General features: G+C 61.7%; 11 protein-coding genes and 3 pseudogenes. 8 read left to right on the top strand and 6 right to left on the bottom strand.

Annotated elements, in window-relative coordinates; genetic code table 11:
• Positions 1–207: 207 nt before the first annotated feature.
• Positions 208–738, top strand: coding sequence for a winged helix DNA-binding protein (locus SM765_RS18890; RefSeq protein ID WP_274838750.1), 531 nt, complete (start codon positions 208–210; stop codon positions 736–738).
• Between the two features lie 180 nt (positions 739–918).
• On the opposite strand, the pseudogene SM765_RS18885 reads toward SM765_RS18890, so the two are convergent.
• Positions 919–1,062 (bottom strand): annotated as a pseudogene (locus SM765_RS18885) (IS3 family transposase); the annotation flags it as partial.
• Between the two features lie 45 nt (positions 1,063–1,107).
• Here SM765_RS18885 and SM765_RS18880 point away from each other — a divergent pair.
• Positions 1,108–1,260: pseudogene (locus SM765_RS18880) on the top strand (integrase); the annotation flags it as partial.
• 262 nt (positions 1,261–1,522) lie between these two features.
• On the opposite strand, the gene SM765_RS18875 reads toward SM765_RS18880, so the two are convergent.
• Positions 1,523–2,461 carry a LysR family transcriptional regulator gene (locus tag SM765_RS18875; RefSeq protein ID WP_274838749.1) on the bottom strand — a complete coding sequence of 313 codons (939 nt, stop codon included), beginning with the start codon at positions 2,459–2,461 and terminating at the stop codon, positions 1,523–1,525.
• 124 nt (positions 2,462–2,585) lie between these two features.
• Between SM765_RS18875 and SM765_RS18870 the strand changes: the two genes are divergently transcribed.
• The 6 genes from SM765_RS18870 (at position 2,586) to SM765_RS18845 (ending at position 9,597) form a co-directional block, all read left to right on the top strand.
• The gene (locus SM765_RS18870; RefSeq protein WP_274838748.1) at positions 2,586–3,347 is read left to right on the top strand and encodes an HAD family hydrolase; all 762 of its coding nucleotides are present in this window, start codon (positions 2,586–2,588) and stop codon (positions 3,345–3,347) included.
• Positions 3,348–3,349: 2 nt separating this feature from the next.
• The gene (locus SM765_RS18865) at positions 3,350–4,279 is read left to right on the top strand and encodes an ABC transporter permease (protein ID WP_274838747.1); all 930 of its coding nucleotides are present in this window, start codon (positions 3,350–3,352) and stop codon (positions 4,277–4,279) included.
• 3 nt (positions 4,280–4,282) lie between these two features.
• Positions 4,283–5,170 (top strand): ABC transporter permease, encoded by an 888-nt coding sequence (locus SM765_RS18860; RefSeq protein ID WP_274838746.1) that lies wholly within the window; start codon positions 4,283–4,285, stop codon positions 5,168–5,170.
• A gap of 76 nt (positions 5,171–5,246) precedes the next feature.
• Positions 5,247–6,800: an ABC transporter substrate-binding protein gene (locus SM765_RS18855; protein ID WP_274831094.1), complete on the top strand. Its 1,554-nt coding sequence runs from the start codon at positions 5,247–5,249 to the stop codon at positions 6,798–6,800.
• Between the two features lie 70 nt (positions 6,801–6,870).
• The gene (locus tag SM765_RS18850) at positions 6,871–7,743 is read left to right on the top strand and encodes a metallophosphoesterase family protein (protein ID WP_274838744.1); all 873 of its coding nucleotides are present in this window, start codon (positions 6,871–6,873) and stop codon (positions 7,741–7,743) included.
• A gap of 3 nt (positions 7,744–7,746) precedes the next feature.
• Positions 7,747–9,597: an ABC transporter ATP-binding protein gene (locus SM765_RS18845; protein ID WP_274838743.1), complete on the top strand. Its 1,851-nt coding sequence runs from the start codon at positions 7,747–7,749 to the stop codon at positions 9,595–9,597.
• Between the two features lie 29 nt (positions 9,598–9,626).
• Here the strand turns inward: SM765_RS18845 and SM765_RS18840 are convergent.
• The 4 genes and pseudogenes from SM765_RS18840 to SM765_RS18825 all read right to left on the bottom strand — a co-directional run.
• Positions 9,627–9,944: pseudogene (locus tag SM765_RS18840) on the bottom strand (transposase); the annotation flags it as partial.
• A gap of 606 nt (positions 9,945–10,550) precedes the next feature.
• Positions 10,551–10,802 carry a putative hemolysin gene (locus SM765_RS18835; protein WP_274838742.1) on the bottom strand — a complete coding sequence of 84 codons (252 nt, stop codon included), beginning with the start codon at positions 10,800–10,802 and terminating at the stop codon, positions 10,551–10,553.
• Positions 10,803–10,825: 23 nt separating this feature from the next.
• Complete coding sequence (locus SM765_RS18830; protein WP_368981695.1) at positions 10,826–12,715, bottom strand: amidohydrolase; 1,890 nt, start codon at positions 12,713–12,715, stop codon at positions 10,826–10,828.
• Between the two features lie 250 nt (positions 12,716–12,965).
• Entirely contained in the window at positions 12,966–14,351 is a 1,386-nt protein-coding gene (locus tag SM765_RS18825) for an IS1182 family transposase (RefSeq protein WP_274838740.1), read from the bottom strand.
• Positions 14,352–14,425: the final 74 nt, after the last annotated feature.

Genomic DNA, 14,425 nt, shown 5'->3' with positions numbered 1-14,425 from the left:
CTCTGTGTGGGCCATGTCCGTTCTCCTTGCTTTTCAGCAAGATAGGGGATGTGTCGCAACCCAGTTTAGAATGTGCCTTTGTAGTCATCTTTCCCTCCCATAGGATAGATTTTTAATTTGATTATTGATTCGAAAGCGTATGCCAAAATTCCTTTCAGTCAAACAAAATCGACTGTAAGATCTATCCGGCTGATGGGAGGGCTGCTGATGACTACGGATCAAGACCCGCAAGACCTCGACTATCACTGGCATCTGTCCGGCAGTGATACCGAGGTCGCCTGCACCGAGCTCGAATTTTCATTGATGCGCTGTTTTGAGGCCTTCGGGCGGTGGCAGACCGAATGCCTGGCGTCGGTTGGTGGCATCGCCGCCACCGGTCCTGAAAATGCCTTGCTGCATCTGGTACGCATGAATGACCGCGCCAAAAGCATCAAAGAGTTGGCGCGTCTGACCAATCGCGATGACATTCCGAATATCCAGTATTCGATGCGCAAACTGGTCGGCGAAGGTTTTGTCTCAAAACAAGGGTCTGGAAGGACCGGCGTGACCTATCAAGCGACCGAGAAAGGCAAACAAGTCACTGATGATTATGGCGCAATCCGCCAGCGCTTGCTGATCGAACAGATCAAAAGCCTGCCTGAGTTCGACCAGCGCCTCAAAGATGCAAGTCAAAGCCTGAATATATTGGCCGGGATCTATGAAGAAGTATCGCGAATTGCTGCCACGCATCGGCGCTGATGTGGCAGTGCCTCGCAGCCGCCAATATGTTGATGTGTTCTGACTAGCCGCAATAGTCTCTCTCGTGAGCATGTATCCAGATCACAGTATTGTCACGGGGTGATGGGCTAGCACCATAGGCAGTCTCTCCATGCATGCGGGCATGGGATGCAACTCATGAGGCAGACAGCGGGCATGGTGCCTTCTTGTCGTGCAGCGGGCGACCTCAACACCTTCCCGTTGCAATTGCCGCCAGAGCTTCCGAACGCCATAGACCCGCCAGTTCTCTTCGAAAACCCGCCGGATCTCGGGCCGCAATGCCTCGTCACGCCGGGCACCGTCCGACAAACCGGGCCGGATCCGCCCGCTTCGTCAGGCGCTCCCAATACGTGGAGACGAACCAAGGTTACACACACCTATCGCAAGACTGGCAACTTGCGTGTGGTTCAACTGTTACTCGGCCCTACGAAGATGGAAAGCACCGTTCGATACCTTGGCGACGAGCTTGAAGAGGCGTTAGCGATCTCTGAAGCCGTTGAAATTCAAAGACACGGGCCGTCTTCGCGGACGGCCCAATCCTGCCGTCGGTTAAATTGGCGATTGCCGCGTTGCAGATTCCTCACAACGGACCTCGAAACGACACGCATTGTAAACGAGGGAAGTGAGGTATGGGACCCGGCCAGTTTCACGAGCGCCTCCTTCACGTTCCGCGCCGTTCACATACGCGCATTGGCGCGAGTTGAGTGCTGCGTCCATTTTGGGGCCTGCTACATGGGCGGATTGGCAGCGGACAACTTTGCAACCGTCATATCTGCATCAACGCATCCGGCAGGAACTGGCTGGCCGTGTTGAAAAACAGATCGATCACAGCGTTCTTTTCATCTGCCAGGGCAAAGACAACCTCATCCACACGTGATCGAAATTCCGGGACGCTGATCCGGCGGACGGTGTCTGATCTGTAGGTTCCATAGCGCCACATGAAGCCGACCCCGATGCCAAGCGCAACCGCTTCGTAGACGGCGTCGCGGGTGTCAGCGGTCAACCTCGGTTCAGGGGCCAGTCCGGCCTGCCGGAAGCCACGGTCCACCACCTTTTGGGTCGAGGATCCGGGAGACCGGAACACAAGCGGACTGGCCGCAAGCCGCGACAGGGATACCTCACTTTGCTGCGCCATCGGGTTATCCGGTGAGACGATCGCCACAACTTCCTGCGACAGGACCGGGAAGCGGCGGAAGCGGGGATCGGGGGGCAAATCCGGCAACACGGCGACATCAACCTCGCGCCGGGAGACGGCGGCCATGATATCCTGATGCGATCCGCTTTCGACCGACACCGTCAGCGATGGGTTCAGATCAAGCACGCGGCCGACAATGGCAATGCCGGGCATCGAGTTGCCAAGGCCGATCCGCAGCCGGTGCTTGCCCGAAGGGCCGCGCCGCGCAAGAACGCGTTCGGCATCCTCCTGCGCCCGCTGCATGCGATGCGCGACATCACAGAGCTCAAGACAGGCGGGCGTCGGGAGCAGCGTCCCGCGCGCCCGGTCGAACAGGTGGATATCATAGGCGCGTTCCAGATCACGGATCTGCTGCGCCACGGCGCTGTGCGAAATGCCGATTCGACGCGCGGCAGCAGAATAGGACCCTTCCTCGGCAACCGCCGTGAGGGCGCGCAAACGCGAAAGCGACAGGCCTGAGGCCGTTCCTGAAACCGATACCTTCATGATCTGCAACATAGGCTTCAACACGTAACGCCCCGGTTACAGTCGGGCGACATACAGCCAACAACAGCCGCCCACCGCGGCCCAGCAAAACGAAAAAACCTCGCCAGCGGGCGGGAACGGGGATTTCCCCGAACAGAGAGATATTGGCATGGCCCACCCGATCCGATTGCAGCAGTTCCTTGACGGCCCCTGGCCCGACCGGGCGGCCATTCTGGCTGACCTGGACGGATGTCTGGTGTCCGGTGATACGGTGCTGCCGCAGGTTCCGGACCTGTTCAAACGCTGCGGCGACCGGCTGTGGATCGTCTCCAACAATTCCACCGACACCGCGCAAACCCTGTCGGCACGGCTGGGCGGGCTGGGATTGGCGCTGCCGCCCGAACGGGTGCTGCTGGCCGGGGAAATGACCCTGCGCGCGCTGCACCGCACCCGCCCTGGCGTCCGCATCGCGCTTTACGCCAGCGATCCGCTGCAGAGCCTGGCGCTGGAACTCGATCTGCTGCTGGACCGCACCGCGCCCGAACGGGTGGTGCTGGCACGCGATCCCGCGCTCAGCTTTGCCGACATCGCCCGCATCGCGGAATGCGCCAATGCCGGTATTCCCGTTACCCTCACCAATCCCGATACCAGCCATCCGGCAGCCGACGGCACCCCGGTGCCCGAAACCGGAGCACTCTGGGCGGCGGTCTCGGCCATCGTGCCACAGGCCCAGGCCACCAGCCTGGGCAAGCCCGCCCCCGACATGCCGCGCGAGGCGCTGCGCCGCGCAGGCGTTGCCGCCGGGGCCGCCGTTTTCATCGGAGACACCGCCGCAACCGACGGCATAGCTGCCGCCGCCGCCGGTGTCGAATTCGTCCATCTGGCGCGCCCGGGCCACGCCCCCGCGTGCCCCGCCATGACCGGAGTGTGACCATGCTGAGCTATGCCCTGCGAACCCTGGTCCGGATGGCGCTGACCTTCTTCGTCATCGTCACCATCGTGTTCTTCGCCACCCGCCTGTCGGGCAATGCGGTCGATTTCGTCATCGGCGAAGGCATGACCAGCGAAGACCGCGAGCTGCTGATCAAATACTACGAACTCGACCGGCCGGTGCTGTCACAATATCTCGCCTTTCTGCGGTCCTTCACTGACGGCCAGTTCGGCCTGTCCTTCATCGAACGCCGCCCCGTCGCCGAGATCGTGATGGAACGGATCTGGCCTTCGGCCCAGCTGCTGCTGTCGGCAGTCGGGCTCACCCTTCTCGTATCGATCCCGCTGGGCATCGCCGCCGCGATCTGGCGCAAAAGCTGGGTCGGCAGCGCGGTGATGGTGGTGGCCTTCCTCGGCTATGCGGTCCCCAATTTCGTCCTCGCGACCCTTATGGTTCTGGTCTTTTCCTACTGGCTGAACTGGCTGCCGGTGGTGGGTAATGGCACCGCATGGCATTTCATCATGCCCACTATCGCCCTGTCGGGCGTGCTGATTGCGGCGCTGACCCGGTTCACCCGCAACGCCATGCTGGACGTGCTGGGGCAGGATTTCATGCGCACCGCCCGGGCCAAGGGGCTGCCGGAGAACGCGGTGATCGTCAAACACGGGCTGCGCAACGCAGGCATCACTATCCTGTCGGTGATCGGACTGCAGGTGGCCGGTCTGGCAGCATCCGGATCAGTGGTGATCGAGGCGATCTTTGCCTGGCCTGGTATTGGCGACCTGCTGGTCACTTCGGCCCTGCGCCGCGACTACCCGGTGCTGCAATTCGGTGTGCTGACCGTCGCCCTGGCCGTGATCGTGATCAACGCCGCCGTCGACCTTGCCTATGCCTGGGCCGACCCGCGCCTGCGTCACACCGTGAAAGGCTGATCCATGACTTATCCCGCCGTTCCCTCGACCTCTGCCCCGGCCGCCGCATTGCAGCTGTGGCGTAGCGCCGATGTGATCCAGAAGGCCGCGATCCTGATCGGTCTGGCCCTGGTGATCCTAGCGATCTTTGCGCCGCTGATCGCGCCCTTTGATCCCAATTCGCAAAGCCTGATCTCGCGCCTGCGCCCGCCACTGGGGTTCGAACGCGCCAAGACGGGCTACCTTCTGGGCACGGATGAGCTGGGCCGCGATGTGTTCTCGCGCAGCCTTTACGGGCTGCGGCTGACCCTGATGCTCGCGGTGCTGGGCGCGACGCTGGGCTTGCTGATCGGCGGCGCACTGGGGCTGCTCGCCGGGATCGTCGGCGGCCGCACCGAAGCCAGCATCATGGCTGCGGTCGACACCCAGATCGCCGTCCCCTTTACCCTGGTTGCGCTGTTCCTGCTGGCTTTCCTCGGCTCTTCGATCGAGGTCATCGTGCTGGTCCTGGGTCTTGCCGGCTGGGAACAATACGCCCGCATCGTGCGCGGCGAGGTAAAGCGGCTGATGAACATGCCCTTTATCGAAGCCGCCCGCGCCGCCGGGGCTGCCCCGCTGCGCATCGCCCGCCATCATCTGCTCCCCAATATCGTTTCGCCCATCGTGGTGCAGTTCACACTGTCGCTGTCCAACATCGTGCTGCTGGAAAGCACCCTGTCCTTCCTCGGCCTCGGTGTGCAACCGCCCACCGCGACACTGGGATCGATGGTCGGGATCGGCCGTGACTACATGCCGACCGCCCCGTGGATCGTGGCCGCCCCGGCGATGATGATCCTGCTGATCACTTTCGCGGTGCAGATCCTTGGCGACTGGCTGCGCGACGGCGCCGATGTGCGGCTGCGCGAACGATAACCCCGGACATACCAACAACAGAGGCGCAAACGCCCGCTCCTTCAAACGTCTACTCAATCCTCACGGAGATAAGACAATGCTGAGACTGCTGCTTTCCACCGCCCTCGCCGCAGGGATCGCCTCGGGCGCATCTGCCCAGGAAATCACCGTCGGCGCCGCCAACGTGTCGAGCTACCTCGACCCCGGCCGCGACCATTCCAACGTCGGTTCGCAATTCTACTACAACAGCTTTGACACGCTGATCGGCAAGAACCACGACACGCTGGACGCCGAATGGGTTCCGGCACTGGCCACCGAATGGAAATTGGTCGACCCCAAGACCATGGAGCTGACGCTGCGCGACGGCGTGACCTTCCACAACGGCGAAGCAATGACCGCCGACGACGTGGTCTTCTCGCTCAACCGCATGTACCAGGCCGATTTCCCGCCCTATGTGGTGCGGTCGCGCGACCGTCTGTCGAACTTCGTCAAGGCCGAGAAGATCGACGACCTGACCGTGCGTATCATGGTAGAGAAGGAAGAACCGCTGTGGGAAACTCTGCTGAACCTGCAGCAGGTCATGATCATCCCCGAGGAGTACACCAAGGGCCTGACCGGCGACCCCAAAGTGGCCGAGCATGACGATTTCGAAGCTTTCTCGCTGGCGCCCGTCGGCACTGGCCCTTACCGGATCTCCGAATTCGTTCCCGGCGAACGCGTGGTCTATGCACGCTTCGACGATTTCTGGGGCGACAAGGCGCCGCTGGCCAAGGCCACCGTGCAGCAGATCCCCGAAACCGCATCGCGGGTGACCGCGCTGAAGACCGGCGAAGCCCAGATCATCACCAATATCGCCCCCGACCAGCTGTCGCTGATCGAAAGCGACCAGAACCTGCGCACGGTCGGCAGCGCCACGCCGCTGTTCCACGTCATGATCATGAACGTGAACCACCCCAAGCTCCGCGACCCGCGCATCCGCCAAGCGCTGAGCCTCGCCATCGACCGCAACACGCTGAACGAGGCGCTGTGGCTGGGCAAGGCGGTAGTGCCTTCCACCCACACGCTTAAGGAATACGGCGATCTTTACATGCCGGAGTTGAAGACTTTCGAATACAACCCCGAAAAGGCCAAGGAACTTTTGAAGGAAGCCGGTTACGACGGGTTCGAGGTCACCTTTGACACCCACCCGACCTATTACACCAACGGTATGCTGGCCGCTCAGGCCATCACCGAGATGTGGAAAGAGGTCGGCATCAATGGCCGCGTCAACATCGCCGAGAAATGGTCGGGCCGTTCGCCCGAGATGATGACCCGTAACTGGTCGAACCCGATGTATTTCGCTGACCCCTTCGGGTCCTTTGGCGTGATGTGGGCTCCCAACGGGCCCTCCGAAGGAGAAGGCCGCTTCAACACCGATGAGGGCTATGCCGAGATCTGGGAACGCTTCCGCTTCTCCAAAGACGTCGAGGCACGCAAGGTTGCCTATGGCGAGTTGATGGAGCGTATCAAGCAGGATCCGCCGGTGCTGCCGCTCTATCGTCCGTTTGAAAGCTGGGCGATGCGCAAGGACGTGAGCTGGGCGCCGAAGCCGGGCCACATTCCCTACGTGCTCGACTTCCGCGCCGGTTCGATCTCCTTCGCGACCAACTGATCATAAAATAGCCCGTCGCCCAGGCGGCGGCGGGCCCCATCCCAAAACACACTTTCAGGAATATCCCGTCATGACCGTTCGCCTTGCCATCGTTGCCGACATTCACCACGGAACCCCATCCGCCACCAAGCGCGGCGATGCCGCCATGGGCTTGATGGATGAATTTTCCCATTATGTCCGTGACGCCGGTGTCGATCATGTGCTGGACCTCGGGGACCGGATTTCTGATGTCGACCATGCCACCGACCTGCGGCTTGAAGCCGAAGTGGCCGAGGCATTCCGCGCTGTTGAAAAACCGATCTGGCACCTCAACGGCAATCACGACCGCGATTATCTGAGCGTCGAGGAAAACGAAGAAATCCTCGGCCAGTCTCTGGGCCATGAAACCCACGATATCGGCGACTGGCGCATCGCCCTGTGGCGCGCGGATTCCCGCATTCAACGCACGCCGGAGCATACCGGTTTCGTCTTGCGCGAAGCCGATCTTCTTTGGCTGTCCCGCACCGTGCAGGCCGCTGACCGGCCGCTTCTGGTGGTCAGCCACGTGCCGGTGTCGGGTCATTCGCAGATCGGAAACTACTACTTCCAGAACAACCCGGGTCATTCCACCTATCCGATGGCCGACCGTGCCCGCGCCGCGCTGGCACAGGCCAAGGTGCCGGTGGTCTGCCTGTCGGGGCACGTGCATTGGAACACCGTTACCACCATCGATGGCATCCCGCATCTGACACAACAATCGTTGACCGAAAGCTTCACCACCGAAGGCGACCCTGCCGGCGCCATGGGCGTGATCGAACTCGGCGACACCCTACGCTGGGACGTGGTGGGTAAAGATCCCTACCGCGCGGAAATCACCCCTTCCGCCCGGCGATGGACCCCGGTGATGCCCGATTTCCGCGACCATCCAGAACGACGTGCCCGCACCCTCAAGACCGAGAGCTGAGCCATGACCCGTATCCCCCTTCTGAGTGTCGAAAACCTGCGCCTGAACTTCGGATCGCACGAGGCGGTCAAGGGCATCTCCTTCGAGATCGCGAAGGGGGAAACGCTGGCCCTTGTGGGCGAGTCCGGCTCTGGGAAATCGGCAACCGCTTTAGCATTGCTCCGGCTTATCGAACGCGAAGGCGGCCAAATCGCGGGCGGCACCGTCACTCTTCACGGCACGCCGGACCTGCAGATCTCGGCGCTCAGCGACCGGCAGATGCAGCAGGTGCGCGGTAACCGGGTATCGATGATTTTTCAGGAGCCGATGACCGCGCTCAACCCGGTGATGTCTCTGGGCGATCAGGTGGCCGAGGTGTTGCAATTGCACCAGGACCTTGATGCCGCCGCGGCCCGCGCAGCCGCACGCGACGCCTTTGAACAGGTGAAGATCCCCGAAGCCGAACGTCGCCTTGACCAGTTCCCGCACGAATTGTCTGGCGGCTTGCGCCAGCGGGTGATGATCGCCATGGCGCTGGCCTGCCGCCCCGACCTGTTGATCGCGGACGAACCCACCACCGCACTGGACGTGACGACGCAGGCTGAAATCCTCACCCTGATCCGGCAACTGCAAGAGGAAATCGGCACCGCGGTTCTGTTCATCACCCATGACATGGGCGTGGTTGCCAATATTGCCGACCGCGTGGTGGTGCTGAAACAAGGCGACAAGGTCGAGGAAGGCCCCGTGGCCGAGATCTTTTCCCGACCGGAGGCTGCGTATACGCAACAATTGATGGCCGCGACGCCGAAACTCGGCAGTGGCGCGCCCAAGCCTTTGTTGCGTCCGACTTCCCCTGTGCTGGAGGTCGAAAACCTCGCGGTGCGTTTTCCGGTGCGCCGCGGAGTATTACCGGGCGGGCATCTGGACTATCACGCCGTAAACGGTGTTTCGCTCTCCATTGCGCCGGGGGAAACGCTGGGACTGGTAGGCGAATCCGGCTGCGGCAAATCCACCCTTGCCCGCGCCGTTTTGCGATTGGTCGAACCCAGCCAGGGCCGTATCCGGCTGGAAGGGCAGGAAATTACCGGGCTCAATGCTGCTGAAATGCGCCCCCTGCGTCAGCGCGCCCAGATGGTGTTTCAGGACCCCTTCGCCAGCCTCAACCCACGGATGTCAGTACGCGATCTGATCACCGAACCCGCCCATATCCACCAGCGCCTGTCGCGCCGCGAGCGACGCGCGCTGGCCCGGGAACTTCTGCAAAAAGTCGGGTTGGAACCCGCTGCTGCGGACCGGTTTCCGCATCAGTTTTCCGGCGGCCAACGCCAGCGGCTCTGCATTGCCCGCGCATTGTCGGTGAGCCCCGCCCTGATCGTTGCGGACGAATCCGTGTCGGCGCTGGACGTATCGGTTGCGCGTCAGGTCACCGACCTGATGGCGCGACTGCAGGCCGAGGACGGTGTCTCCTTCCTGTTCATCAGCCACGACATCGCGGTGGTCGAACGGGTCAGTCACCGCGTTGCGGTGATGTGGGCCGGGCAGATCGTCGAAACCGGCCCGACCGAAGCAGTACTTCACAACCCGCAGCATCCCTATACGCAGCGGCTCCTTGCCGCCGTGCCGGTGGCCGATCTGTCACGCCACGGCCCCCAACGCCCGCAGCTGCCCGCCGTGCAGCCACCAAAACTGCTGCTTACGGTCGGACACGTACCGGAACGTTCAAAGATGAGAGAGGTTAGCCCCGACCATTACGTCGCGGTTCAGAACCCCGCCGCCCCCCTTCTGTCTGCGCGCCCAAAGCACATGCCGGAACAGAATGTGACAGAACGCGAAGGCCCCCCGTCAACACGGACCAGCCAGTTCGAACAGGTCTGAGGTCCGAATTCAGGCCTTAGTGTCAGGATTCAGAACCAGTAGATTTCGACTGCGGCGAGGGCGATGGCCGTGAGGAAGACCTTTGGACATCGGTCATAGCGGGTCGCTACACGCCTCCAGTCCCTGAGCCTGCCGAACATGATTTCGATGCGATCGCGCCGCTTGTATTAGCGCTTATCGCATTTGACTGGCGTCTTGCGTTTCCTTCGACCGGGGGGACAGGCGCGTATTCCCTGGTCCTGCAATGCTTCTCTGAACCAGTCAGCGTCATATCCACGATCCCCGAGCAGCCATTTCACGTTTGGCAAGCCGCTGAGCAGTGCCCGCGCGCCGATATAATCGCTCAAGGATGGGGAGACAGAGGACGATCTTTTTGCCTTTCTGACGTGTCAGCCAAATGCCGAGGTCGCTGCGGTCCATCCGAAGGCTATGCCGATGATTTTGACGGAGCCGACCGAGTGGGACCTCTGGCCAAATTCGCCTATTGAGGCTGCCCAACAATTGCAGCGACCATTGCCTGATGGGACACTTCTTCCTCTCGACACTGCGGATGAGACTGAGCGACTCATACGAAGGTGAAGTTCGCGATCAAAGCAGCAGCAATCAGCTCTGGAGACGTATTGACTTCTACCACCAGATCCCTCGGGCGACATCTAGGGCCGAGCTGCTGACATGGTCGATCGTAGGCTTTTTTCGCCGTTCATGATCGACTGCAATGTGCAGATAGCAACCTTTGCAAAGTCTTGGGTTCTGCCAGCTGGGCGGCGGTCCTCAGCTGCACGAGCACCAGAAGAAGCCGCCGCTCGCCGCGCCTGCAGCTGTCAGATACCACACCGAGCGGACTTTCCAGACCATGCAGGGAGACATCCAATATTTTGCGAATGACCCAAACGGGCCGTTACTCAACGGCGCCATGGATGGCTGCATAGCTGTTAACTTCGTGACCAGTCGGTTTACTGATCCCTGAAGTAAGCCCAGGCATCCACTTCGGTTCCATCCGCGAGAATGCAGACGCCGGTTTCTGAACCGTCATCGGCGCGGCGGATCTCATAAGTGCCGCCTTTGTCGACACAGTAGACCGCGGCGGGATTGGAAAGGCCGGTTGCTCCCGGTTGCTCGCCATTAGCCTCATCCTGCGAACAGCCGGTCATCGTTGCGCCGACCGCGATGAACAAGACAGCCAGTACTTTGCGTTCAACATTCATATGCGCTCCTTCGCAGATTTGGATCAATGCACGCCATGGGCGACCGTCAGCGCATGATGGAGGGCGGCCTCCGTGAATTCCTGTTTGACTTGCGGTCCTCCCGGCAGTTCGAGCGACGCCTTCCGCTCTGGCTCTCCTGCGGGAAGCATGCGCCCTTCCATGACCGTGCCCCGGACGCCGATATTGCGGATTTCCATTGCATCGACCGTAAGAGGATTCGCATCGAGGATCGTCAGGTTCGCACGCTTGCCGGGAGAAATGGTCCCGATCTCGTCTTCCAGCTTCAGCGAATAGGCAGCCTCGATGGTGACGCCGCGCAGCGCCTCCTCGACCGTCACCCGCTGATCGGAGCCAGCGACGCGGCCCGAGGTGGTGAGACGGTTCACGGCGCACCACATCAGGAACAACGGATCCGCCGGCGCCATCGGCATGTCGGAATGAAGCGACCACCGGACACCCGCGCGCGAGAGGTCGCCGAGACGCACCATCTCGTTCGCGCGTTCGGGGCCGAGCCCGACCTCGCCATACTGATCGGACAACGCCGTGACATAGTAGGGATTGCCGCTGACGATCGCTCCGAGCTTTCTGATGCGGGACACCTGGTCGGCGCCGCTCACCGCGAAATGGGCGATCACCGTGCGGTGGTCATAGCGCGGGTTGCGCCGCAGGTTGGCCTCGAGCGTGTCGAGGACGCGGTTGAGGCCCTCGTCGCCGTTCACGTGAATGTGGATCTGGTACCCCGCATCCCAGTAAATGCGGAAGGCGCGCTCGAAGACGTCCCTATCCATCATCCACTCGCCGCTGTGACCGTCCAGGTAGGGCTCGCGCACCTGCATGCGTTGGGAATAGATGGCCCCATCCGCGAACAGCTTCGCTTGCTTCGATGTCGTGCTGGTCATGCCGCCGTACCAGGAGGCGAGCTTTTCGGTCTCGGCGATGACCTGTGCGTCATCGTCGTACATCCCGACGAGGCTCTTGCCGTCGGGCATGAAGGACCAGCGGAATGGCATGTCGGGGCTAGAGAAGACAGCATTCACACCGTCCTGCACCGGCCTGGAAAGGATGCCCCCGGGCTCGTTGCCGATCGTGATGCCCTTCGAATGCATGTAGTCCCTTACGATTTCCAGCCCCGCCTGAAGCCGTTCGGGACTGGCAGCCATGGTGGCGATGTACGGCAGAACGGCGAACATCCCCTGTTCCCAGAAATGGCCGTCCTCGAAGCTGCTCTGCTCCCCGGCCGAGGCGGAAAAGGCGTCGTATGCCTCCTGCGTGAGACCGCCGCGTTCCAACGTGGCGGTGTTGAGGAAGAACTCGTGGCAGGAACGCCCCCAGACGAGGATCGGCCGGGTCGTGCTGATAGCATCGAGTTCGGCCCGCGTCAGAGGTCCGTAAAAGGAAGGATGGTAGCCCCAGGTCAGTACAGGTTCGTCGGGATCGGCCCGCGCAGCCACGGCGGCTGTCAGCCGGTCGATGAAGTCCTGCTTGTCCTTCACGGCAGGGACCGTCCCCGTCGGCAGGACCCAGTCCTCGATCGACAGGATCTCGGACGACATGCTGAGCGCGGCCAGAACCGGGTGATCGTGCTGGGACACGAAGCCCGGAACAATCACGTGATCGGCGAAGGTCGTGTCGACCTCGTAGGACTGATCGCCGAGGATCGCGACGGTATCCTCAAGGCTGCCAACCCAGAGGATGCGCCCGTCCACGACTGCGACCGCTTCCGCGGCGGGCCGTGCCGGGTCGAGCGTTACGATTTCTCGAGCAGTATAGATGGTAGCCTTTGGCGAAGCCACGAAGAGGCTTCCGACGTCCTGAAGCGAACCCGTCTGCGCCATGACCCGCCCCACGGGCGTTAGTGCCGTTGCTCCTGCAATACTGGCACGGACAAAGGTTCTGCGGTCAAAAATGGGCATTTTGAAAAATCTCCTCACCGACGAACGCGCGCGCCTCGAGCGTACTCGAGATCCGGCGGATCCAACAAACTTTCTAGTCGCAGTGGCAACTTTTTGCTTAGCATTGATCGAAGGTCCGGTTCGCGCCAGACGATTCAAAGGCGGCGCACTAGTAGGGCAAGGTCGAAATGGGCTTATTCCGTTGAAAAACGCGGCCCGGTAGCCGCTGTGGGTGTCCCCCGAGATTGAGCGCGCGTTGGCCCGCCTCTCTTCAGCAGGCGATTTGTGGTGGCGGCAGGAGCTTTGCGAGCTTCCGGAGGTTCTGGGCGGTGGCTGCGAGGTGGAATTCGTCGCGCGCGCCGAGAGGGCCCCGCAATCGAAGACGGTTCAGTCCCAGGACCCGCTTCAGATGGGCGAACAGCATCTCAACCTTCTTCCTCAGTTTGCAGGAGATCTCGTATTCCGTGGTCTGAGCGATCGCACGGGCCCGATCGCGGGATGGCTCGTAGATCGGCCGGAGCACCTTGCGTGCAGGCGCCTTCGGGCAGCAGCGTGCTTTCAGTTCGCAGACATCGCAGTCGGCCTTGCTGGCCGGGTAGCGCAGCATCCCATGCTCGTCCGGCTTCTGCTCTCTGGCCATCGTGAAGGCCCGACGGTTCTGTTTCAACTCCTTGCCGCCCGGACAGGTGTAGGTGTCCTGCGAGGCATCATAGGTGAAGTCGGTGCGTTCGAATGTTCCATCCCGGCGCGCCGACTTGTCAAATACCGGGATATGAGGCGCGATCCCGCGCTGGCGATCCAGCCAGTCCAGCATCTCGCCCGTGCCGTAGGCAGTGTCGGCGATCAGGCGTTCTGGTTGTAGGGCGAAGGTATCGCTCACACGATCGATCATGGTGCGCACCGATCCGACTTCGGCCTGGCGGATTGAACGGGTGGCCTCGACGTCAAGGATCACGCCGTTGTCGGTATCGATCAAGTAGTTGGTGGAATATGCAAAATAGGCTGGCCCACCCCTTGCCCCGGTCCATTGCGACGCGGGATCGGAATGCGAGGTGAACTTCGGCTCGACCGGGCTGGCCGCACCGAACGCCGCATCATCGAGCGTGGCCAGGTATTCCCTGACCGCCCGCGGCACCTCCTCGGGATCGATCTTGTCCGGCTGCCAACCCGCCTTGGGCGTCGAGTTCTGCCGGTTCGCGTCAGCTTGAATGATGCTGGCGTCTGCCGCAAAGCGCTGGCCGCTTGCCAGTCCCTCCGCGATGCAGCGGGCAACCACCGTTTCGAACAGATGGCGCAGCAGATTGCTGTCTCTGAAACGGCCATGTCGGTTCTTGGAGAAGGTCGAGTGGTCCGGCACCGGGGCGGTCAAATCGAGGCGGCAGAACCAGCGGTAGGCGAGGTTGAGATGGACCTCTGCGCACAGCCGACGTTCCGAACGGATACTCATGATGTAGCCAACAAGCAGCATCCGGATCATCAGTTCGGGATCAACCGACGGTCGCCCGGTGGAGCTGTAGAACGGCGCCAGATGCTGCCGGATCCCGGCCAGATCGACAAACCGGTCCACCGCCCGGAGCATGTGGTCGGCCGGAGCATGTGTCTCGATCGAGAACTCGTAGAACAGAGCGCTCTGCGCTTGCTGTCGGGAACCCATCATCGCCGCTCACCTCCACCTGCCACGTGGAAATTGAATCAGCGCTAAGGGCTTCACGCAAGCAGAGTTTTTCAACA

The sequence above is a fragment of the Pseudophaeobacter sp. 1A09344 genome, from assembly GCF_041008745.1.
In the GTDB taxonomy this organism is placed as follows: Bacteria; Pseudomonadota; Alphaproteobacteria; order Rhodobacterales; family Rhodobacteraceae; genus Phycobacter; species Phycobacter gallaeciensis_A.
The sequence above is the reverse complement of the archived record's forward strand: the minus strand, read 5'-3'. Positions and strand labels throughout refer to the sequence as shown.